Origin of the sequence: Erwinia endophytica (assembly GCF_009295515.1) — a bacterium.
Lineage (GTDB): Bacteria > Pseudomonadota > Gammaproteobacteria > Enterobacterales > Enterobacteriaceae > Erwinia > Erwinia endophytica.
The window spans coordinates 24,705-47,614 of the sequence record NZ_RQVV01000015.1; the positions used below are offsets into that span (position 1 = coordinate 24,705).

A 22,910-nucleotide genomic window follows, 5' to 3' on the forward strand; every position below is an offset into this window, starting at 1 on the left:
ATAGTTCAGGCTGCTAACACTATTGCTGCTTCAAGCGAGTAGGGTGTAAACGAATTAGGTAGAGGATTCAAGATGGCTACTGGAAAGATTGTCCAGGTAATCGGCGCCGTGGTCGACGTCGAGTTCCCTCAGGACGCAGTACCGCAAGTGTACAGCGCCCTTGAGGTTAAAAATGGTGATGCTCGTCTGGTGCTGGAAGTTCAGCAGCAGCTGGGCGGCGGCGTGGTTCGTACTATCGCTATGGGGGCCTCAGACGGCCTGAAACGCAGCCTGGAAGTAACGGACCTTGAACATCCCATTCAGGTGCCGGTAGGTACAGCGACGCTTGGCCGTATCATGAACGTGCTGGGTGAACCCGTCGATATGAAAGGCGATATTGGTGAAGAAGAGCGTTGGTCAATTCACCGTGCACCCCCTTCTTATGAAGAACAGTCAAACTCGCAAGATCTGCTGGAAACCGGTATCAAGGTTATCGACCTGATGTGTCCGTTTGCCAAAGGCGGTAAAGTCGGTCTGTTTGGTGGTGCTGGGGTAGGTAAAACCGTCAACATGATGGAGCTTATCCGTAACATTGCGGCTGAGCACTCAGGTTTTTCCGTTTTCGCTGGTGTGGGTGAGCGTACCCGTGAAGGTAATGACTTCTACCACGAAATGACCGACTCAAACGTTATCGATAAAGTATCCCTGGTCTATGGCCAGATGAACGAGCCACCAGGAAACCGTCTGCGTGTTGCGCTGACGGGTCTGACGATGGCCGAAAAGTTCCGTGACGAAGGTCGTGATGTTCTGCTGTTCATTGATAACATCTACCGTTATACCCTGGCCGGGACGGAAGTGTCTGCATTGCTGGGTCGTATGCCTTCTGCGGTAGGTTATCAGCCAACGCTGGCAGAAGAGATGGGGGTGCTTCAGGAACGTATCACCTCGACTAAAACGGGTTCAATCACCTCTATACAGGCGGTTTATGTTCCTGCAGATGACCTGACTGACCCGTCGCCAGCCACCACCTTTGCGCACTTGGATGCCACCGTGGTACTGAGCCGTCAGATTGCTTCTCTGGGGATCTACCCGGCAGTTGACCCGCTGGATTCCACCAGTCGTCAGTTGGATCCGCTGGTGGTTGGTCAGGAGCACTATGACACGGCTCGCGGCGTTCAGTCATTACTGCAACGTTATCAGGAACTGAAAGATATTATCGCCATCCTCGGTATGGATGAACTGTCTGAAGACGAAAAACTGGTGGTTGCGCGTTCTCGTAAGATTCAGCGCTTCCTGTCTCAGCCGTTCTTCGTGGCGGAAGTCTTCACCGGTTCTCCAGGCAAATATGTGTCGCTGAAAGATACTATCCGTGGCTTTAAAGGCATCATGGAAGGTGAATTCGACCATCTGCCGGAGCAGGCTTTCTACATGGTCGGTTCCATTGATGAAGTTGTGGAAAAGGCGAAGAAACTGTAATCATATATCCTGAATTTTTCGAGTTGCAGGACAAAAACGCCAAGGTGTTTTTGCATAGTACAGGTACTGGTTCCGCAGGATTGAAGCTGTCAGGCTGAATCGTGCGGTAAACGAGCGACCCCCTTAAGTCAGGGGTGAGTAAATGCAGTCAGGACTTATGCAGCTTGAAATATGACGGAGAGAGTTTCCCTGGAGGTTAACTATGGCCATGACTTATCACCTGGATGTTGTCAGCGCAGAACAGCAGATGTTCTCCGGTCTTGTACAGAAAATCCAGGTGTCAGGTAGCGAGGGTGAGTTGGGGATTTATCCTGGACATGCCCCGCTGCTGACCGCCATTAAACCTGGTATGGTTCACATCGTTAAACAGCAGGGCGAAGAAGAGTATATTTATCTCTCCGGCGGCGTGCTGGAAGTACAACCTGGTGCGGTGACCGTGCTGGTTGATACGGCGATTCGCGGGACTGATCTTGATGAAGCCCGCGCACTGGAGGCGAAACGTCGCGCCGAAGAGCACATGAGCAGCTCTCACGGTGATGTGGACTTCGCGACCGCATCAGCTGAATTGTCTAAAGCGATCGCCAAATTGCGGGTGATTGAGTTGACCAAAAAAGCGATGTAACTCAGGTTTAAGCGACAGAATGCCAGTCAGGAAACTGACTGGCATTTTTTTTACCTGATATCAGGGCGGACAAAGGATGAAAATTATGCCGCCAGGCGTTACTTTGTCTGTTGGGCTATTTTTGGGGAGAGAAAAAAGTAGTAATTTTGCCCTTTAGCCGTTTTACTTCCGTCTATTAACAGAATGATCAGGATATCTATGTCTAACAGCGCGATGAGCGTGGTGATCCTTGCCGCAGGCAAGGGGACCCGTATGTATTCCAACCTGCCAAAAGTGTTGCATCTGCTTGCGGGTAAACCCATGGTGCAGCATGTCATTGATACCGCCAATGGTGTGGGAGCAGACAGGATTCATCTGGTTTATGGCCATGGTGGGGAGCTTTTGCAGTCAACCTTAACTGATCCCGCTTTGAATTGGGTATTGCAGGATGAGCAATTGGGTACCGGGCATGCTATGCAGCAGGCTGCGCCGCACTTTGCTGACGACGAAGACATTCTGATGTTGTATGGCGATGTACCACTGATTTCTGTTGAGACGCTAAAACGGTTGCGCGCAGCGAAACCGAAGGGGGGGATCGCGCTACTAACGGTTATTCTGGATAATCCAGGCGGTTATGGTCGTATTATCCGTAAGAATGGTGTGGTAGTGGGGATCGTAGAGCAGAAAGATGCCTCGCCGGAGCAGTTAACTATCAATGAAATTAATACCGGTATCCTGGTAGCCACTGGTGCGGACCTGAAGCGCTGGCTGAGCAAGCTGACCAACAACAACGCGCAGGGGGAGTATTACATTACCGATATCATTGCCCTTGCTCATCAGGAAGGTCGGATTATTGAAGCGGTGCATCCTTCCCGCACCACTGAAACGGATGGAGTTAATAATCGTCTGCAACTGGCAACCCTGGAACGCGTCTGGCAGGCTGAACAGGCAGAAAAGCTACTGCTGGCTGGAGTGATGCTGAATGATCCCGCCCGTTTTGATCTCAGAGGCGAGCTTATTCACGGTCGTGACGTAGTGATTGATACTAACGTCATTATTGAAGGTAAGGTGACGCTCGGCGACCGGGTGAAGATCGGCAGCGGTTGTGTGCTGAAAAACTGCGTTATTGGTGATGATTGCGAAATCAGCCCTTACAGTGTGCTGGAAAATGCCGAACTGGCCGCGGCCTGTACGGTAGGCCCGTTCGCCCGTTTGCGCCCGGGAACCATGCTGGATGAGGGCGCGCACGTGGGTAACTTCGTCGAAATGAAAAAAGCCATGCTGGGCAAAGGGTCTAAAGCGGGTCATTTAAGTTATCTGGGCGATGCGGAGATTGGGGCTAATGTGAATATTGGCGCTGGCACGATTACTTGTAATTACGATGGTGCGAATAAGTCGCTGACTGTGATTGGCGATAACGTGTTCGTCGGATCTGATACTCAACTGGTGGCGCCTGTGACGGTTGCTACTGGCGCCACCATTGCAGCAGGCACCACGGTGATGAAAGACGTTACAGCGGAAGGTCTGGTGTATAACCGTAAAGATCAACAGCTGAAAACCGGCTGGCAGCGGCCGGTGAAAAAGAAATAGTCTTTTGTTTTTTTATAAAAATTAAAGCAGTCATCGCCTAAATAATTCGAGTTGCAGGAAGGCGGCCAGCGAGTAAATCTCAGGTAAGTGACGGGGGATGCTTGTGCAGCCAACGTGCCTGCAACTTGCAGTATCAAGGGTAAATAAAAATAACCCCACTCTCTACAAGGCTCGGGGAACCGGTCAATACCGGGCAATCAGGTCAGAAGACAAAGTTAATGGCCTACGCGCCATGACGTCAGGAAAAACAATATGTGTGGAATTGTAGGTGCAGTAGCACAACGTGATATCGCTGAAATCCTGCTTGAAGGGTTACGACGTCTGGAATACCGGGGTTATGACTCTGCCGGGTTGGCGGTGGTCTCCGCCGAAGGCGCGGTAACCCGTTTACGCCGTTTGGGTAAAGTGCAAAAACTGGCAGAAGCGGCGGAAAGTACGCCGCTGGTGGGGGGGACCGGGATTGCGCACACTCGCTGGGCAACGCACGGCGAACCTTCGGAAGCCAATGCTCATCCGCATCTTTCTGAACATATTATTATTGTTCACAACGGTATTATCGAAAACCATGAACCGCTGCGTGAGCAACTGATCGCCCGAGGTTATCATTTCACGTCCGAAACCGACACTGAAGTGGTCGCTCACCTGGTTCACTGGGAACAAAAACAGTACGGTGGCTCGCTGCGTGAAGTGGTGCAGCGCATTATTCCACAACTGCGCGGTGCGTATGGCATGGTGATCCTCGATAGTCGCGATCCGTCGGTTCTGGTGGCTGCCCGTTCTGGTAGCCCGCTGGTGATTGGACGCGGAGTGGGGGAAAACTTTATTGCATCTGATCAACTGGCGTTACTGCCGGTTACCCGTCGTTTTATCTACCTGGAAGAGGGTGATATTGCTGAGATCTCCCGCCGTGAAGTGACTATCTTTGATCGTTGTGGCGAGAAGGTGCAGCGCAGCGAAATTGAATCCAGCGTGCAGTACGATGCCGGTGATAAGGGAATTTATCGCCACTATATGCAGAAAGAAATTTATGAGCAGCCGATGGCGATCAAAAACACCCTGAGTGGGCGTTTTAGCCATGGTGAAGTTGATTTATCCGAGCTGGGGCCTGATGCCAGCCAATTACTGGCGCAGGTTGAGCATATCCAGATCGTGGCATGCGGTACCTCTTACAACTCCGGCATGGTTTCCCGCTACTGGTTTGAAGCGTTGGCGAATATCCCCTGTGATGTAGAGATTGCTTCTGAGTTTCGCTATCGCAAATCGGCGGTACGTAAGAACAGCCTGCTGATTACCCTTTCGCAGTCTGGCGAAACGGCGGATACGCTGGGGGCATTGCGTCTGTCAAAAGAACTGGGCTACCTGGGATCGCTGGCTATCTGTAATGTGGCGGGATCTTCGCTGGTACGTGAGTCCGATCTGGCGTTGATGACTAAAGCCGGTACCGAAATCGGTGTGGCGTCCACCAAAGCTTTCACTACCCAGTTAACCGTATTGTTAATGCTGGTGGCGAAAATTGGACGTTTGAAAGGCATGGCTCCGCAAATTGAGCATGATATTGTTCATGGCCTGCAGGCATTGCCAAGCCGTATTGAGCAGATGCTGTCACAGGACAAGTTGATTGAAACGCTGGCGGAAGATTTCTCAGACAAACATCACGCGTTGTTCCTTGGTCGTGGCGATCAGTATCCGATTGCTATGGAAGGGGCGCTGAAGCTAAAAGAGATCTCCTACATCCATGCTGAAGCTTATGCGGCGGGCGAACTGAAGCACGGCCCGCTGGCGTTAATCGATGCGGATATGCCGGTGATTGTGGTGGCGCCGAAAAATGAGCTGCTGGAAAAATTGAAGTCGAATATTGAAGAGGTACGCGCCCGTGGTGGCCTGCTGTATGTCTTTGCGGAACAGGACGCGGGTTTCAGTGACAGCGAAGGAATGCGTATCGTTCCTCTGCCGCATGTTGAAGAGATCATTGCGCCAATTTTCTACACTATCCCTTTGCAGCTGCTGTCCTATCATGTTGCGCTGATTAAAGGCACTGATGTCGATCAGCCGCGGAACCTGGCGAAGTCAGTCACTGTCGAGTAATACGGCGTGGCGATTAGGGATATATATACCCTGCAATTTTTGAAGTATTAAGGGTATAAATCGGTGAACTGAACCCATCCGGTAATGCTGCTCAAAAAGCATACCGGATTTTTTTATGGACTGCCCCTGGTTTCCGGGACGGTTCAAAAAAACAGGATGAAACGTGATGAGCCGCTTATGTCACTCTAACGGATCATGCTCGCAAAGTGGTGCGGATGCTCAAGCATTTCCGCCACGGTCTTCAGACTCTCTTCACATTGTTCTCGTGATGCCGTGCCGCCGAGACAAAGACGCAGGGCATCGGGTGGATTGTTATCGGTACAGAATGCGGCGCTGGATACCGCGCTGACACCTTGTTCACGCAATTTCACTGCGGCATCAGAGGGATTCCAGTTTAATGCTTTAGGTAACGGTAGCCAGAGATGAAAACCCTCGGCATCAGCCCGGAAAGGGATGCCCGCCAGATAGTGTGAAGCCAGCTGTTGACGGATGCGGGCTTCCTGACGGATTGCCAGCAGCATACGTTCAGCCGTGCCGTCAGTTATCCATTGGCGTGCCAGCGCATTAGTGAATGGACTGGACATGACCGTGAGTGCGCGCAGTGCGCCAGCCAGCAACTGGGTTGCCCGTTTACCGGGGCCTTTGACATAGGCGATGCGTAAACCCGGCCCAAAGCATTTCGACATACCGGTGACATACCAGCTAATTTCAGGTACCAGTTCGGTAAACGTTGGCAGTGTTTTTTGTGGTAACGCGGCGTAAGCATCATCTTCAATTATCGGAACACTATAACGTCGGGCGATTTCAGCCAGCGATTCCCGGCGGTGCAGCGGGATAGTCAGGGTCGAGGGATTTTGCAGTGTGGGGTTGATATAAAAAGCGCTGACGCCGCCCAGCCGGCAACGATCTTCAAAAGCCCGCGGCAGGGGACCATTTTCATCACAGGGCAGGGCATGCAGCGAAATATTAAGCTGGCTGGCGATCGCTTTTATCCCCGGATACACCAGGTCACTCAGGCATATCGTGCCGCCTTTACGCCCCAGCAGGGTTAGCAGTCCCACCAATACGCTATGAATACCAGGGCATACCAGTACTTCTTCAATGTCACGAACCTTCAGACTGCGTTGTAGCCAGTGGATGGCCACGTTTTTATCTTCCGCCGTGCCGCCGAAATCCTGATAACGCATCAGGCTTAACATATCGCTATTGTTGAACAGGTTTAACGCTCCGCTGCGCATGGCTTCTTCCAGCACTATTCCTTCTGGCTCGATCGGCGCATTCATGGTCATCTCATAGCTACTGCCGCCGTTGAGGGGAATACCCGGCACCTTACCCCGGACAAAACTGCCGGTGCCAGGGCGAGAGTCAATCAGTCCGCGGCGTCTGGCTTCCGCGTATCCTCGCGTCACGGTGGTGTAATTGAGAGCGAGGACTAACGCTAAATCGCGCAGTGGCGGCAACCGATCGCGAGGCTGTAATTCGCCGCTGTTAATTCCTTCCGCAATCAGGTCAGCAATCAACAGGTAAGCCGGTCGTTGTGATTGCTGTTGCAGTTTTTGCGCCCAGCGCGAATACAACGTTGTGGTCATCGACCATCCTCACCATCAGCCAAAGAAAAGATATTGATGGCACATAACAACATGGTAAATCAATAAAAAAATTGATTGCATCATTGATTGCATATTGATTAAAAATTGTGTGCATAAATGGTGCAAAAAAGCGTCGTTTTGGTGCAAATAATCAGCACTGAACCGACGGGGAATACGGTAGTTTGAGGGGATAAAGTGGACTGGAAATTTTTTTTGCCGTTTATTTGAGCAAATGATGGGCGGTTGATTGCATCCCCTTTTTTTACACTGGCACGGGGGTTGCTGAGTCTCTGTCATGCAGGGCAAAAAATTGCACTGCTAAGGGGAGCGATCCGTTCCTGAGAGAGACAATAATATTCTGGAGCACACCATGCCAACAGTGACCATGCCCGCCCATAAATCCGGTGATTTCCTGGTTGATTACGAAGAGAAAGTGTTTGAAGACGTAAAAGCGGAACCCGGCCAGAAAGCTCTGGTGACCTTTCATACCGTGGCATTTGAGGGCTCAATTGGCTTCGTTAATATGCTGCAAGCCACCCGTTTATTACGCAAAGGGTTTGAAACGTCGATTCTGTTGTACGGACCCGGAGTGACGCTTGGCGTACAGCGCGGTTTCCCGACCCTGGGAGCGGAAGCCTTTCCCGGTCATCAAAATTACAATAATCAACTGACCAAATTTATGGCGGAAGGCGGCAAAGTCTATGCCTGCCGTTTTGCTTTGCAAGCGTTGTATGGCCACGGTGAACCCTCGCTGATTGAAGGTATTCGCCCAATCAACCCGCTGGACGTGCTGGACCTCAAATTGCTGCACAGCCGTGATAACGCGCTGATCATTGACACCTGGACAATGTAACGGAGGCGCGTTATGGCTCAGTCACGCATCGTGCGTGCCGCCGCCGTTCAGATCGCGCCGGATCTGCATGAGGCCAGCAAAACACTGGCCCGTGTTCTTGATGCGATAGATCAGGCTGCTGCACAAGGCGCGGAGATCGTGGTTTTTCCTGAAACCTTTATCCCGTATTACCCTTATTTTTCCTTTATCACTCCGGCGATGACCGCCGGTAAAGCACACCTGAAACTCTATGATCAGGCCGTGGATGTGCCAGGGCCGATTACCCATGCGATAGCGGAGCGGGCTCGCTTACGCAGCGTGGTGGTGGTGGTGGGAGTCAACGAGCGCGATCACGGTACGCTCTATAACACCCAGTTGGTTTTCGATGCTAACGGCGAGCTGGTGCTTAAACGACGCAAAATTACGCCGACGTATCATGAGCGGATGATCTGGGGACAGGGGGATGCCTCGGGGCTGAAGGTAGTCGGGACGGAAGTGGGACGTGTTGGGGCGCTGGCCTGCTGGGAGCACTATAACCCACTGGCTCGCTACAGTCTGATGACCCAGCATGAAGAAATTCATTGCAGCCAGTTCCCAGGCTCGTTAGTGGGGCCTGTTTTCGCTGAACAGATGGAGGTCACGATTCGCCATCATGCTCTGGAGTCCGGTTGCTTTGTTATCAATGCCACCGGCTGGCTGGCTGATGAGCAAATAGAAGAACTCACCGCTGATCCGGCGTTACAAAAAGGGCTGCGTGGCGGTTGCCATACCGCAATCATTTCGCCGGAGGGGCGTCACCTGGCACCTCCGCTGACCGAAGGCGAAGGCATTCTGATTGCCGACCTTGATATGTCGCTGATAACCAAACGCAAACGCATGATGGATTCTGTCGGGCATTATGCACGACCGGAGTTACTCAGTTTGCAAATCAATGATCGTCCTGCCCATTACGCCGTTTACACATCGCAACTTGCAGGAGAGGAACATGAGCGCAGCCAAGCCGTCTCTGTCCAGACAACAACTGATAACTGAATTGCTGACCCAGGGCGTTCGGGTTGTGAACCCTTCCGGGCAACATGTTAGCCGGCAGGGCGGCGCGGGTCCGTCCGATCATCAGGCGATGACTCTCGACGGCGTCACGGTGATGGTGCCGATTTATACCCAAAGCGCCCATCATTCGGCTTATGAAATTGAGCATGACGGCAGTCGTACACAGTTGCTGAAAAACGCCATTCCGGTACGCGATATTACCGTCGCGCATAAACCGCGCTTTTATGATTTGCATACCGCAGAGGGGATACCCTATTCACAAATCGCCACGCTGCACGGTACTGACGTGCTGGCGACAACGGTTTTGCAGACCTGCATACGCTATGAAAATCGGGCCAAAGCCTGTCAGTTTTGCGCCATCGGACAGTCGCTGGCGGCAGGACGCACCATCGCGCGGAAAACACCGCAACAACTGGCGGAAGTCGCCAAAGCTGCGGTCGAACTTGACGGCGTAAAACACATGGTGATGACCACCGGCACGCCATCTGGCAGTGATCGTGGCGCACGTATTATGGTGGAAAGTGCAGAGGCGATTAAGGCGGCGGTTTCTCTGCCTTTACAGGGGCAGTGCGAGCCACCTGGCGATCCCCTTTGGTTTCAGCGCATGAAGGATGCCGGTATTGATGCGCTGGGAATGCATCTGGAGGCCGTCACGCCGGAAGTCCGTGCGCGCATTATGCCGGGTAAAGCGCAGGTTTCACTGGAATATTACCTTGAGGCTTTTGCCGATGCGGTGGCGGTCTTTGGTCGAGGTCAAGTGAGTACTTACATTTTAGCCGGGCTGGGTGATACGCCGGAAGCGATCCTGTCGTTGTCAGAAACGCTGATAAAACTGGGGGTGTACCCGTTTGTGGTGCCATTTGTTCCGATCAGCGGCACGCCGCTGGCACACCATCCCGCACCTGATGCCGCTTTCATGTCCCGCATTTTGCAGCCATTGGGCGCCATGCTGGGTGAAGCGCAATTGCGTTCCAGCGATATCAAAGCGGGCTGTGGTCGTTGTGGCGCCTGTTCCTCACTTTCCAGCTTCGAAAAGGCCGTTGCCTGAGGAGGAGAGATGTTCAGCTATCCCAATTACACCGTGAAGTGGGTGACGTTGCCATGGGAACGCGAGCAGGCTTATGCGTTACGACGGCAGATATTTTGTCAGGAACAGGCTCTGTTTGCCGGGGATGATCGGGACATGATTGACGACCACGCGCAGTTGTTAGTGGCGTTAGGGGGATATGCGGGCTGGCACGAGGAAGTCGTGGGTACAGTGCGTATTCATCGTCGCGCTGAACGTGTCTGGTTTGGCTCACGCCTGGCGGTGGCTGAGCGCTTTCGCCGCCAGGGGCAACTCGGCTCGGCACTAATCCGTCTGGCGGTCAGCAGTGCCAATGCGCTGGGGTGTGACGCGTTTTATGCCGATGTGCAACAGCAAAATGAGAAGCTGTTTCGCCGTTTGCACTGGCATACGCTGGATAGTCTGACGCTGCGCGGTATCCCGCATGTCCGAATGCAGGCGGATTTAACGCACTATCCACCGTGTCACGATCCGCACAGCGGTATGGTACTGAATATCCGCCCCCGTATCAGTACGGGCGATCTGGCTCCACGTCTGACTGGCGGTGTGGCATGAGTCCCTCACTTGAAACCCTGCTGGCGCAGGTACGCGAACACCGCGGCATCGCGCATAAACGTGATATTCAGCAGGTTGCCGACGCATTAGCAGGAAGCTGGCCTCACCCTTTCGCCAACGGCGATGACAGCGCAGTCATCGCTGAGGGCGAAGGCTATCTGCTGCTGGCCATGGAGGGGTTTATCAACGATTTCGTGGCGATTGATCCCTGGTTTGCGGGGTGGTGTGGGGTGATGGTGAATGTCAGTGATATTGCCGCGATGGGCGGCCGGCCGCTGGCGGTGGTCAATGCGCTCTGGAGCGCTGATCAACCTCATGCCCGTGAAGTATTGGCCGGAATGCGCGCAGCTTCACAGGCCTATCAGGTGCCGGTGGTGGGGGGCCATACCAATTTACACAGCAACCAGCCGCAACTGGCGGTGGCGATAGCCGGGCGCGCCGGGCGTCTGCTCGACAGCTTTGCCGTCCAGGCCGGTCAGGAATTGCTGGTCGCCATCAATCTGGCTGGCAACTGGCATCCACCGGGCCTGAACTGGGATGCCGCAACCCAGGCCGATCCTGCCGGATTGCGCGCGGCGATTGAACTTCTGCCCGCTCTGGCTGAATCAGGAGTATTAGTCGCCGCGAAGGACATCAGCCAGGCGGGACTACTCGGCACGTTGGTGATGTTACTGGAGAGCGCGCAATGCGGTGCAACGCTGGATCTCGTCGCCATCCCCAAACCAGACCATTGTGACTGGCGCGACTGGTTATGTGCCTTTCCCAGCTTCGGTTTTTTACTGGTATGCGAATCAGCGCAACGTGAAGTGGTTATTAAGCGTTTTGCCGATTGTGGTATCAGCGCCGCGAAAGTGGGGATATTTCACCCCGAAAAAAAATTGATGGTTGAACGGCAGCATGAGTCTGCCTGTTTCTGGGATTTACACCATGAACCGCTGACCGGTATGCGCCGGTAGCCGAGGAGAACGTCATGCCTGCTATGCACTTTATCGTCCGCTGGCCGGACGGCAGTAAAGAGACCTGTTATTCACCGTCCACTGCTATCGAAAAACATCTCAAAGTCCAACACCCTTACACCGTGGCAGAGTTTGTCAACGTGACACAACGGGCACTGGCAGAGGCCAGTGAGCGGGTGAAGGAAAAGTTTGGTTTCCATTGTTCAAGTGCCATGGACCAGTCAGCGGCAATCAATCTGAAAGCGACGCAGTTTGCGTCTGAACAATCGGTCATCGTCGAAGCCATCGTCCCGGCGAGTAGTTAATTCTCAAGGAAATCAGTTATGCAAACACAACATTTTCCCGTCATTGTCGTCGGAGGCGGACAGGCTGGTTTGGCGATGAGCTGGTGTCTGACACAGCGGGGGGTTAAGCACATTATTCTGGAGCGCAGTCACCTTGGCTGGGCATGGCAGGCGCAACGTTGGGACAGTTTTTGTCTGGTCACCCCAAACTGGCAGTGTCGTCTGCCGGGGTTTCCCTATGATGGCGACGATCCCGATGGTTTTATGGTGAAAGCGCAAATTATCGATTATCTGCGTCGTTACGCTGCCAGTTTCAATGCGCCTCTGACCGAAGGCGTCAATGTCGAGCGCATCACTAAGCAGGGAAACCGTTTTTACCTGGCGACATCTGTCGGGCCTTACAGCGCGGATCGGGTAGTGATAGCGGTGGGTAACTACCATCAACCACGCTTTCCTGCACTGGCCGCGCGATTGCCGGAAGCGATCGTACAGGTGCACTCGTCTGCGTATCGTAATGCCGCGCAGTTGCCGCCGGGCGAGGTACTGGTGGTGGGATCCGCTCAGTCCGGCGCACAAATAGCGGAAGATCTTCATCTTAGCGGACGGCAGGTCCATCTGTGTGTTGGCAGTGCGCCACGGGTGGCACGCTTTTATCGTGGCCGGGATGTGGTCGCCTGGCTGGAAGATATGGGCCATTACCGCCTGACGGTAGATGACCACCCCCTGGGCGAGGATGCGCGGCGTAAAACTAACCATTATGTCACCGGGCGAGACGGTGGGCGCGATATTGACCTGCGCGCATTTGCGTTACAGGGGATGAAACTGTATGGCCGCTTACTGGATTATGAGGGCGGTCAGCTTAGCGTAGCGGATGATTTAGCGCGCAATCTTGATGCGGCTGATGCCACCTCGCAAAAGATTAAAGACAGCATCGATCAATGGATTAGCGAACAGGGGATCAGCGCGCCGGTTGAACCGCGTTATCAACCGGTGTGGCAACCAACGGAAACGAGTCATCATATTGATCTCAGCCGGTTGTCAGCGATTGTCTGGGCGGTGGGTTTTCACACTGATTTCAGTTGGATTGATCTGCCGGCGTTCAATCAACAAGGATATCCACGACATCAACGCGGTATCTCTACCGTGCCGGGGCTTTATTTTCTCGGGCTGCCCTGGCTGTGGACATGGGGTTCAGGTCGTTTTGAAGGCGTCGGTGACGATGCGCAATACCTTGCGGCACAGATGCTGGCGGAATCGGAGAATCGCGATGTTCGCATCCCGCATGCCGGATGAATACTGGTGTACGCAGGCTAATCGCCTCGACTGGTTTTCCCCCTGGCAAAAACTTCAGGTTGTAGATAACGGCGGTCCACGCCAGCGCTGGTTTGTCGGTGGGATAACCAACCTGTGCCATAACGCTCTTGACCGCCATATCGCCCAGTTCGGTGATAAAACCGCCATCATTCATATTGCTGCTGATGGCGCTGAGAGCCGGGTCAGTTACCGGGAATTAATGGCTCGGGTACTGATGGTGACGCAGGCGCTATTGCAGCGAGGAGTGAAACGCGGGGATCGGGTAATGATCTGCCTGCCGGTCGGCGCGCAGGCTGTCGCCGCAATGCTGGCATGCGCCCGTCTTGGCGCGATTCATGTGGTGGTTACTGCAATGAGCACGGCGACGGGGCTGAGGCAGCGCATCGCGGCATGCGACCCGCAGGTGCTGTTGTGCCATGCCGCAACGGTACGTCTGTGCCAGGAGTCTGCCACCGCATCGCTGCTGTTGATGCTTACGGAAACGTTAGCAGATAGTGAGTGGCGGCCTTGCGAACCGATGCCTGCCGATGCGCCATCACATATCCTGTTCACTTCCGGTACCACTGGCACCCCGAAAGGGATAGTCCGTGACACTGGTGGTTATGCCGTGGCCCTGCTGGCGTCCCTCGACAGCTTATTTCAGTTTGGCCAGGACGACGTGTTTTTTACCACCGCAGATATTGGCTGGGTCACCGGGCACAGCTATGGCGTTTATGCGCCTTTGCTGGCTGGGGCGACGACGGTCTTCATGACGCCCAGCGCGTATAATGCGCCGGGGCAACGCTGGTGGACATTACTCAATAAACTGGGCGTAACCCACCTGTTGACCATTCCAGGAGCCATGCGTCTGGCGCGCCAGCAGGGCGCCCCACAGGTGGCATTACCACAATTGCGTGGGCTTTTCCTCGCTGGCGAGCCGCTGGATGTGCCGACATCTGCCGGGTTGCTGCAACAGGGTTTACCGGTAAAAAATCATTACTGGCAGACTGAAAGCGGCTGGCCGTTACTGGCGGGAGAAGGAACCCATTTATTACCGGTCAGACCGCGTCAGCTTGAAGTGCGAGATGAGAACACGGGGTTAAGGTGCGAACCTGGTGAAGCCGGTATGCTAGTGGTGCGTGACACGCTGGGGCCTGGCGGCATGCTGACGCTGTGGCGTGAAGATATCGATCACGATCAACGCTACTGGCGCTATGAAGCCGGAAGCTGGCTATATGTTACCCACGATCGGGCCGTGCAATTTGATGATGGTTCGATGCAGTTGCTTGGGCGTATGGATGATGTCATCAATGTGGGCGGCAAACGCTTATCCACGGTAGAGATTGAACAGGCAGTACAGGATTTGGATGAGGTTATTGAGGTGGTGGCGGTGCGTTTGCCGCACGCGGTGCTGGGCGAAATACCCGGACTGTATGTCGTCATCGAGATAAAAGGGATAAACAATCTTAAAAAAATCAAAAAAAGACTGATCAGCCGTGTGCAGGAGCGATGTGGCCGCTATGCGCTGGTCAGGCGAGTCTGGTTTGTCAGCGCCATTCCGAAAACATTTTCCGGCAAAGCGCTGCGGCGAGAGATGGCAGGTCAGTAAGCACTTACAAGTGATTACCCGATCCGGTGTAAGGTATGCGCGGTCACCGATGTTGTCATGTGCTGCCCGTTCATCCGTTGGCCGGTGATAAACGGGTATTATCTGGCTGGGACACTGCATTCTGGCACCGGAAAAATCCACTACGTCAGCGGCTGGGGGATTTGCGTGCTAAAACGCAGATAAAAAATCGCTGGGAACGGGCCTTATGCTTTCACCCTCTCCATCAGCACTTTTTTCACGCCGGTCACGGACGGATCGCGTTGGCTGTCGATGCGCATGGCGAGCTCAATAGAGAAGGTCGGCAAAGGAAGAGGGCATGGTACAACATGCAATCCGGTTTGTTCTGCCAGCGCGTTGGCAGCATGGGTAGGGAGGGTGGCAAGAGCATGAGTCTCTTTAATCAGCCATGGCAGGATGGCGAAATGTGTGGTGGAAGCGATCACTTTGCGGTTCAGAGAACGAGCGGAGAGCTTCTCATCTACGATGCCGACAAAACCGCCGGAAGAGACAAGGATATGCTCACGTGTCAGGAACGCATGCAGATCAAGCGAACCAGTAACAGGCTCTGCCAGCAGACACGAATAGTCTCCTGAAGCCAATAACTCCCGGCTGAGCAGGGCTGACTTCACCCCGCCAGATGTGATAGCCAGATCCGCCTGGCGCAGGATCAACATATCCTCCACTAACTGAGCATTTGTCTGCCGGAACTGAATGCGCAGACCGGGCATTTCACGGCGAACCGCATTGATAATCGCGCTGCCCCAGGCGATCTCAAAATCGTCTGACATCGCCAGAATGACCGTTTGACCTTCCCAGTGCCCGATCTCACCTGAAAAGGTAGCAAGCGTTTGTCGACACTGATTCAGAATAGCGGTGATGGTGGTTTTCAATTCGCTGGCTTTTGCCGTAGGACGTAACCCCCGTCCTGTACGTTCAAATAATCTGTCATCATACACCCGACGTAGTCTGCCCAGTGCCGCACTGACCGCCGATTGTGTCAGGCCTAAGCGCACGGCCGCTCTGCCTGCCCCGCCTTCTTCGTACAGCGCTTCAAACACTTTGAGCAGGTTTAAATCCATATTATTGATATCAATATTGTTCATATCATATAGCGCGTTAACTGGATTGATTGATAACAAATAGTATCTCAGGATGAGGAAAACACCACAGAGGAAAGAACATGTCCAGGTCACTTGTCGCTGCATTACAACTCGGTTCATCTCCTGCCGGCACCGCCGAAACACTGGCGCAAATATTGTGTTATGAAGAAGAGATCCGTAGTCAGAAGATCCAACTGGTGGTGATGCCCGAAGCGTTATTAGGTGGCTATCCGAAGGGCCGCGATTTTGGTACCTATCTTGGGTTTCGTTTGCCGGAAGGTCGTGAACAATTTGCAGAGTACTTCGCTAATGCGATTGATGTTCCCGGCCCTGAAACCGATGCGTTAGCGGCATTTTCCTCGCGTACTGGCGCAGATATCGTGATTGGGGTTATCGAGCGGAGTGGCAGTTCGTTATTCTGTAGCTCTCTGTTTTTCTCCGCTGAAAATGGACTGGTGGCTAAGCACCGCAAGTTGATGCCAACCGGCACCGAGAGACTGATTTGGGGGCAGGGCGATGGTTCCACATTGCCGGTGGTTGACATGACCGCCGGGAAAGTGGGCAGCGCTATTTGCTGGGAGAATCATATGCCGCTGCTGCGCGCCGCTATGTATGCGAAAGGTGTACAAATTTGGTGTGCGCCAACGGTAGACGAACGAGATGTCTGGCAGGCCTCCATGCGGCACATCGCGCATGAAGGACGGTGTTTTGTTATTGCCGCCTGTCAGGTACAGCCTTCACCGTCAGCACTTGGTATTGACGTCGCTGGCTGGGATACGGAACGGCCGCTGATCAAAGGGAATAGCGTGATTGTCGGGCCTCTGGGTGAAGTACTGGCAGGGCCTTTGCTGAATACAGCGGGATTATTGACGGCCGAAATCGATACTGACGAGCTGATTCGCGCCCGCTATGATTTTGATGTGGCGGGACATTATTCGCGGCCTGATGTTTTTTCCCTGAAAGTGGATGAACGGCCTAAGCTCAACGTGGAATTTGTGAAATAACAGACAGGAAACGGTGAAGGGCGGTTACCGGTCAGCGAAGCGTTAAGGGCGAGACATTCCTGCTGCCTTTAATGCGATAAAACCGGAAACTCCGCCCGGTCAGAAAAGGGATCTGAGCCTGCTCAAAACATAGCCTTCTGTCACATAACTGTCATATTAATGACATTTTACCGTCATTAAACTGTCCTATTTTGCCTCTGGCAGCACGCATTATTCCTGTTAAGACTGACCTTGAATCCCCTGGAGGGAATATGACACTGATGCAAAAAACTGTGGCTCAATGTGTAGCAGTTGCTTTTTCTCTGAGCGCTGTTTCTGCTATCGCGGCTACTAATCTGACCGGCGCGGGTGGCACTTTCCCTGCGCCTGTTTATAACAAGTGGGCAGCAGAATATAACAAAGTCACTGGGGCACAGGTTAATTATCAGGGTATCGGTTCTTCCGGTGGTGTTAAGCAGATCATCGCTAAAACCGTTGATTTTGGCGCGTCGGATGCACCGCTGAAAGATGAAGATTTACAGAAAAACGGCCTGTTCCAGTTCCCAACGGTGATTGGTGGTGTGGTACTGGCGGTTAATATTCCGGGTATTAAAGCGGGTCAGTTGGTTTTGGATGGCAAAACCGTGGGTGATATTTATCTGGGCAACATTAAAAAATGGAGCGATCCGGCAATTACCCGATTGAATCCGGGGGTGAAATTGCCTGATAGCAATATCAATGTGGTTCGCCGCGCTGACGGTTCGGGGACTTCCTATGTTTTCACCAGTTACCTGTCTAAAGTGAACAGTGACTGGAAGAGTAAAATAGGGGTAGGCAATACAGTTAACTGGCCGACCGGTCTGGGTGGGAAAGGCAACGACGGCGTAGCCGCCTTCGTGCAGCGCCTGCCAGGTTCAATTGGTTATGTAGAATACGCTTACGCTAAGCAAAACGGACTGGCTTACACGAAGCTGATTGATGCTGATGGTCAGGCTGTTGAACCCAACGAAAAGAGCTTCAGCAATGCGGCGAAAAGCGCAAACTGGAGTGAGTCTTTCGCTCAGGATTTGACTTACCAGAAAGGGACTGATGCATGGCCTGTCTCTTCCACTACCTTCATCCTGGTGCAGAAAGAACAAGCGAATGCTGAGAAAGGCGCCGCCGTTCTGAAATTTTTTGACTGGGCTTACCACAATGGTGGCAACATAACTAACAGCCTGGATTATGCCTCTTTGCCTGATTCCGTGGTGGAGCAGATCCGCGCCGCCTGGAAAACTCATGTGAAAGATAGCTCAGGTAACGCGTTGTATTAGTTGGTCGTAAGGGGCAGATTCTTGGGCCCTTACTTTTGGGCGGCAGTGATGTCGCCCTGACACTTTCAATATCGAGAATTTTATGGCTGCAAGTAAGCCGATATTTAAAGCTCCCGGCAAGCAAGGTGACATCATTTTTGGTGCGCTGGTGAGACTGGCGGCACTGATTGTGCTGTTGCTGCTTGGTGGCATTATTGTTTCGCTCATATTCTCTTCCTGGCCGAGCATGCAGAAGTTTGGCTTCTCTTTTTTGTGGAGCAAAACCTGGGATGCGCCCAATGCGCAATTTGGGGCGTTGGTGCCGATTTATGGCACGGTCGTTACTTCCATCATCGCGCTGATTATCGCGGTACCGGTTAGTTTCGGTATCGCTTTGTTTCTGACGGAACTGGCGCCAAACTGGTTGCGTCGTCCCCTCGGCGTGGCGATTGAGCTGCTGGCGGCGATCCCCAGTATTGTGTATGGCATGTGGGGGCTGTTTATCTTCGCGCCATTGTTTGCCACGTATTTCCAGACCCCGCTGGGCGACCTGATGTCGAATATTCCTGTGGTTGGCGCGTTATTCTCCGGGCCAGCCTTTGGTATCGGGATTTTAGCCGCCGGGATTATTCTGGCGATTATGATCATTCCTTATATTGCCTCGGTGATGCGTGACGTTTTTGAACAAACGCCGGTGATGATGAAAGAATCGGCTTACGGTATCGGTTGTACCACCTGGGAAGTGACCCGGCATATTGTACTGCCGTTTACTAAAAATGGAGTGATTGGCGGCGTGATGCTCGGTCTGGGGCGTGCGCTGGGCGAAACCATGGCGGTGACCTTTATCATCGGTAATACCTACCAGCTCGACAGTGTGTCGCTGTTTATGCCGGGCAACAGTATTACTTCAGCGCTGGCTAACGAATTCGCCGAAGCGGAATCTGGCGTCCATACCGCGGCGTTGATGGAACTGGGTCTGATCCTGTTTGTGATCACCTTTATTGTGCTGGCGTGCTCTAAGCTAATGATACGTAGACTGGCGAAAAGTGAGGGTGCGAGCTCATGACGACCATGGAAATGCAGGCTCGTGCCGAACGACAAGCTTCACGCCGAAAAATGCAGGCCTGGCGACGATTTAAAAACCGCATTGCCCTGACCCTCTCGTTGTTGACTATGGCCTTTGGCCTGTTCTGGCTGGTGTGGATCCTCTGGGCTACCGTTTCCCGAGGCGTTAACGGGATGAGCCTGTCGTTGTTCACCGAAAACACGCCACCGCCCAATACGGCAGGCGGTGGTCTGGCGAATGCTATTGCCGGTAGTGGATTGTTGATTTTCTGGTCAACGGTAGTGGGTACGCCGCTGGGTATTATGGCCGGAATTTATCTGGCGGAGTATGGCCGTAAATCCTGGCTGGCGGAGGTGATTCGTTTTATCAACGATATTCTGCTGTCTGCACCATCCATTGTGGTTGGCCTGTTTGTTTACACCCTGGTCGTGGCACAGATGCAACATTTCTCTGGTCTGGCTGGGGCGGTTGCACTGGCGTTGTTGCAAATCCCGATTGTTATCCGTACCACCGAGAATATGCTCAAACTGGTGCCGGATAGCCTGCGTGAAGCGGCATATGCCCTGGGAACGCCGAAATGGAAGATGATTTCAGCCATTACTTTGAAAGCTTCGGTATCTGGCATTCTGACCGGGATACTGTTGGCTGTGGCACGTATCGCCGGGGAAACGGCGCCATTGCTGTTTACCTCGTTGTCGAACCAGTTCTGGAGCACCGACATGATGCAGCCGCTGGCGAATTTGCCGGTGACCATCTTCAAATTCGCCATGAGTCCATTTGCCGAATGGCAAAGCCTGGCCTGGGCGGGTGTACTACTGATTACCCTTTGTGTGTTGCTGCTGAATATTCTGGCGCGGGTGGTTTTTGCCAGCAGCAAACATTAATTGCCAGGCGCGGCTGCGGCGGCGCACATAAGTGAGAAAGAGAATGGTTGATAACACGCCCAGTAAGATAATTCAGGTTCGTGATTTGAACTTCTATTACGGGAAATTCCATGCACTGAAAAACATCAATCTGGACATCGCCAGAAACCAGGTGACCGCTTTTATCGGTCCGTCAGGCTGTGGAAAATCGACCTTGCTGCGTACCTTTAATAAAATGTTCACTCTCTATCCTGAGCAGCGCGCAGAAGGTGAAATCCTGTTGGATGGCGAAAATATTCTGACCGCCAGCCAGGATATCGCATTGTTGCGTGCGCGGGTTGGTATGGTATTCCAAAAGCCTACACCGTTTCCGATGTCAATTTATGACAACATTGCCTTCGGTGTGCGTCTGTTTGAGAAGCTTTCCCGCGCGGATATGGATGAACGCGTACAGTGGGCGTTAACCAAAGCCGCGCTCTGGAACGAAACGAAGGATAAACTGCATCAAAGCGGATACAGTCTCTCTGGCGGTCAGCAACAGCGTCTTTGTATTGCTCGCGGTATCGCTATCCGCCCTGAGGTTTTGCTGCTGGATGAGCCATGTTCGGCGTTGGATCCGATCTCCACCGGACGGATTGAAGAGCTGATTACCGAGCTGAAGCAGGACTACAGTGTGGTGATTGTGACGCATAACATGCAGCAGGCCGCACGTTGTTCCGATTACACGGCCTTTATGTACCTGGGCGAACTGATAGAATTCAGCGATACGGATACGCTGTTCACCAAGCCACATCAGAAACAAACTGAAGATTATATTACGGGACGTTACGGTTGATTTGACTGGAGAATACGATGGATAACCTGAATCTGAACAAACATATCTCCGGACAGTTCAACGCCGAGCTGGAGCATATTCGTACCCAGGTGTTGATCATGGGCGGGCTGGTGGAGCAGCAATTAACCGATGCGATCATTGCGATGCATAATCAGGACGGTGATCTGGCGCAGCGGGTTATTGATGGTGACCAGAAGGTCAACATGATGGAAGTATCGATTGATGAAGCTTGTGTGCGCATCATCGCTAAACGGCAGCCTACCGCCAGCGATTTGCGTCTGGTGATGGCAATCATCAAAACCATCTCTGAACTGGAGCGGATTGGTGATGTGGCGGAGAAAATCAGCCGTACCGCGTTGGAAAAATTTGGTCAGCAGCATCAACAGTTACTGGTCAGTCTGGAGTCTCTGGGTTACCACACCACCCAGATGCTGCATGACGTGCTGGATGCCTTTGCACGTATGGACCTGAGCGCGGCGATTGCCATCTATCGTGAAGACAAGAAAGTCGACCAGGAATATGAAGGCATTGTACGTCAGTTGATGACTTATATGATGGAAGATCCGCGTACCATTCCTAGCGTACTGACGGCGTTGTTTTGTGCGCGCGCCATCGAACGAATCGGCGACCGCTGCCAGAATATCTGCGAAATCATCTTCTATTTCGTCAAAGGGCAGGATTTCCGTCATGTTGGCGGCGACCAACTCGACAAATTGTTGACTGGCGACAATCGCATCGACAACCCTCCCGCCTGATTCTCTGCTGGCCGGGTTTCCCTGTCCAGTACCCGTACGAGAATGTACTGTTTAATCCTGGCCGGGGCGTCGGCGGTTTTGGGCCGCTGGCAATGGGCCTGCTGGCGGCGAATTTTTCGTTCGATGCGGCCATTACCTCGCTGGCGTTGATTTACCTGCTGGATATTGTCGCCACATGGTTCCTGTTGCCGAAAACGCAGGGGAATGATGATTCACTGGGTGTTATAGGGTCATTGCGGCTGATCTATCCCGCGCGCCGTCAGTCTGTTTTAGCGCGTAATTTTCCAGCCTCTTTCCTGCCACAGACCGGGCAATTGCGCCATTGCGGTAAAGGGCGTCACCAGAGGGTTATCCAGTGGTTTGTTGTGCGCATCTGCACAGAAATAGAACACCGGGATGCCTGCGGCGATGCCCGCTTTAGCGCCCGCTTCTGAGTCGTCAATCAAAATACATTGCTCAATCGGTACTCCCATCGCCTCAGCGGCATGGAACATCAGTTGTGGATCAGGTTTCCAACTGGAAATAGTGTAACCGCTGTATAACCGGTCGCCAAACCAGGGCAGCATCCCTGTCAGACCCAGCGAGTGCTGCATTTTGCCGACCGTGCCGTTGGAAACCACGCACATCGGCACGGTGATTTTCTCCAGCAGCGCTTTTGCGCCGGGAATCGGCTGCAGTTGTTGATCAAACAGGCGAGCCACTTCCTGGCGATAAGTCGGCTCCAGCTGCTCCCGGGTTGCGCTCAGGCTGTGTTCCGCACAGACATCCGTAATAATGTCGTACAGCTTGACGCCTTTGTACTTTTCGAACATTTCCTGTAGTGACAACGTTGCACCAAACTGTGCGAACGTATTGACGTAGGCCTGGGTACAAAGTCGTTCGCTGTCGACCAGCGTCCCGTCGCAATCAAAAAATACACAACTGACTGACATGGCTTGATCCTTACTCGTTAACCGTCTTCTACTTTGACTTACCTGACACTGAAATGCGACCAGGAAATTATTCCCGTCATGTTTTCTTTCAGTGGCCGGTGTGTTGGCGGCGTTCCGTT

General features: G+C 53.1%; 21 protein-coding genes and 1 pseudogene. 19 read left to right on the forward strand and 3 right to left on the reverse strand.

All coding sequences use genetic code 11. The features are described 5' to 3' along the window. Positions 1-72: 72 nt before the first annotated feature. The 4 genes from atpD (at position 73) to glmS (ending at position 5,731) form a co-directional block, all read left to right on the forward strand. Entirely contained in the window at positions 73-1,455 is a 1,383-nt protein-coding gene (atpD, locus tag EH228_RS05425; RefSeq protein WP_152320665.1) for a F0F1 ATP synthase subunit beta, read from the forward strand. A gap of 202 nt (positions 1,456-1,657) precedes the next feature. Continuing rightward, positions 1,658-2,077 (forward strand): F0F1 ATP synthase subunit epsilon, encoded by a 420-nt coding sequence (locus tag EH228_RS05430; protein ID WP_152320666.1) that lies wholly within the window; start codon positions 1,658-1,660, stop codon positions 2,075-2,077. 198 nt (positions 2,078-2,275) lie between these two features. Further along, positions 2,276-3,646 carry a bifunctional UDP-N-acetylglucosamine diphosphorylase/glucosamine-1-phosphate N-acetyltransferase GlmU gene (gene glmU, locus EH228_RS05435; RefSeq protein ID WP_152320667.1) on the forward strand — a complete coding sequence of 457 codons (1,371 nt, stop codon included), beginning with the start codon at positions 2,276-2,278 and terminating at the stop codon, positions 3,644-3,646. A 252-nt stretch (positions 3,647-3,898) separates the two neighbouring features. Next, positions 3,899-5,731, forward strand: a complete 1,833-nt coding sequence (glmS, locus tag EH228_RS05440) for a glutamine--fructose-6-phosphate transaminase (isomerizing) (RefSeq protein ID WP_152320668.1) — start codon at positions 3,899-3,901, stop codon at positions 5,729-5,731. 185 nt (positions 5,732-5,916) lie between these two features. On the opposite strand, the gene EH228_RS05445 is transcribed toward glmS, so the two are convergent. Beyond that, positions 5,917-7,320 carry an aminotransferase-like domain-containing protein gene (locus EH228_RS05445; RefSeq protein ID WP_152320669.1) on the reverse strand — a complete coding sequence of 468 codons (1,404 nt, stop codon included), beginning with the start codon at positions 7,318-7,320 and terminating at the stop codon, positions 5,917-5,919. Positions 7,321-7,690: 370 nt separating this feature from the next. Between EH228_RS05445 and EH228_RS05450 the strand changes: the two genes are divergently transcribed. From EH228_RS05450 to EH228_RS05485, 8 genes are read left to right on the forward strand one after another with little or no spacing between them, the layout of a single operon-like run. Further along, entirely contained in the window at positions 7,691-8,173 is a 483-nt protein-coding gene (locus EH228_RS05450; protein ID WP_152320670.1) for an MSMEG_0572/Sll0783 family nitrogen starvation response protein, read from the forward strand. A 12-nt stretch (positions 8,174-8,185) separates the two neighbouring features. Next, complete coding sequence (locus EH228_RS05455) at positions 8,186-9,184, forward strand: Nit6803 family nitrilase (RefSeq protein ID WP_152320671.1); 999 nt, start codon at positions 8,186-8,188, stop codon at positions 9,182-9,184. Then, positions 9,138-10,250 (forward strand): MSMEG_0568 family radical SAM protein, encoded by a 1,113-nt coding sequence (locus tag EH228_RS05460; RefSeq protein WP_152320672.1) that lies wholly within the window; start codon positions 9,138-9,140, stop codon positions 10,248-10,250. Before EH228_RS05455 ends, EH228_RS05460 begins: the two co-directional genes overlap by 47 nt. 9 nt (positions 10,251-10,259) lie before the next feature. Then, complete coding sequence (locus tag EH228_RS05465) at positions 10,260-10,823, forward strand: MSMEG_0567/Sll0786 family nitrogen starvation N-acetyltransferase (RefSeq protein WP_152320673.1); 564 nt, start codon at positions 10,260-10,262, stop codon at positions 10,821-10,823. Continuing rightward, complete coding sequence (locus tag EH228_RS05470; protein WP_152320674.1) at positions 10,820-11,779, forward strand: sll0787 family AIR synthase-like protein; 960 nt, start codon at positions 10,820-10,822, stop codon at positions 11,777-11,779. The genes EH228_RS05465 and EH228_RS05470 overlap by 4 nt, the downstream gene beginning before the upstream one ends. 14 nt (positions 11,780-11,793) lie before the next feature. Next, on the forward strand, positions 11,794-12,084 hold the full coding sequence (locus EH228_RS05475; protein WP_152320675.1) for an MSMEG_0570 family nitrogen starvation response protein: 291 nt from the start codon (positions 11,794-11,796) through the stop codon (positions 12,082-12,084). An 18-nt stretch (positions 12,085-12,102) separates the two neighbouring features. Further along, positions 12,103-13,356 (forward strand): MSMEG_0569 family flavin-dependent oxidoreductase, encoded by a 1,254-nt coding sequence (locus EH228_RS05480; RefSeq protein ID WP_152320676.1) that lies wholly within the window; start codon positions 12,103-12,105, stop codon positions 13,354-13,356. Next, a complete protein-coding gene (locus EH228_RS05485) occupies positions 13,331-14,965 on the forward strand; it encodes an AMP-binding protein (protein WP_152320677.1) in 1,635 nt (544 codons plus the stop codon). Before EH228_RS05480 ends, EH228_RS05485 begins: the two co-directional genes overlap by 26 nt. Before the next feature lie 203 nt (positions 14,966-15,168). Here the strand turns inward: EH228_RS05485 and EH228_RS05490 are convergent, their stop codons facing one another. Continuing rightward, positions 15,169-16,068: a LysR family transcriptional regulator gene (locus EH228_RS05490; protein WP_152320678.1), complete on the reverse strand. Its 900-nt coding sequence runs from the start codon at positions 16,066-16,068 to the stop codon at positions 15,169-15,171. 77 nt (positions 16,069-16,145) lie between these two features. Between EH228_RS05490 and EH228_RS05495 the strand changes: the two genes are divergently transcribed. The 7 genes and pseudogenes from EH228_RS05495 to EH228_RS20440 form a co-directional block, all read left to right on the forward strand. Further along, a complete protein-coding gene (locus EH228_RS05495) occupies positions 16,146-17,069 on the forward strand; it encodes a carbon-nitrogen hydrolase family protein (RefSeq protein WP_152320679.1) in 924 nt (307 codons plus the stop codon). 251 nt (positions 17,070-17,320) lie between these two features. Then, positions 17,321-18,361 carry a phosphate ABC transporter substrate-binding protein PstS gene (gene pstS, locus EH228_RS05500; RefSeq protein ID WP_152320680.1) on the forward strand — a complete coding sequence of 347 codons (1,041 nt, stop codon included), beginning with the start codon at positions 17,321-17,323 and terminating at the stop codon, positions 18,359-18,361. A gap of 82 nt (positions 18,362-18,443) precedes the next feature. Continuing rightward, on the forward strand, positions 18,444-19,406 hold the full coding sequence (gene pstC, locus EH228_RS05505) for a phosphate ABC transporter permease PstC (RefSeq protein WP_152320681.1): 963 nt from the start codon (positions 18,444-18,446) through the stop codon (positions 19,404-19,406). Further along, positions 19,403-20,290, forward strand: a complete 888-nt coding sequence (gene pstA, locus EH228_RS05510; protein ID WP_152320682.1) for a phosphate ABC transporter permease PstA — start codon at positions 19,403-19,405, stop codon at positions 20,288-20,290. The genes pstC and pstA overlap by 4 nt, the downstream gene beginning before the upstream one ends. Before the next feature lie 43 nt (positions 20,291-20,333). Further along, positions 20,334-21,104, forward strand: coding sequence for a phosphate ABC transporter ATP-binding protein PstB (pstB, locus tag EH228_RS05515; RefSeq protein WP_152320683.1), 771 nt, complete (start codon positions 20,334-20,336; stop codon positions 21,102-21,104). Positions 21,105-21,121: 17 nt separating this feature from the next. Beyond that, the gene (gene phoU, locus EH228_RS05520) at positions 21,122-21,859 is read left to right on the forward strand and encodes a phosphate signaling complex protein PhoU (RefSeq protein ID WP_152320684.1); all 738 of its coding nucleotides are present in this window, start codon (positions 21,122-21,124) and stop codon (positions 21,857-21,859) included. Positions 21,860-21,897: 38 nt separating this feature from the next. Then, positions 21,898-22,089: pseudogene (locus EH228_RS20440) on the forward strand (MFS transporter); the annotation flags it as partial. A 39-nt stretch (positions 22,090-22,128) separates the two neighbouring features. Here the strand turns inward: EH228_RS20440 and yieH are convergent. After that, a complete protein-coding gene (yieH, locus tag EH228_RS05530) occupies positions 22,129-22,791 on the reverse strand; it encodes a 6-phosphogluconate phosphatase (protein WP_152320685.1) in 663 nt (220 codons plus the stop codon). Positions 22,792-22,910 lie beyond the last annotated feature (119 nt).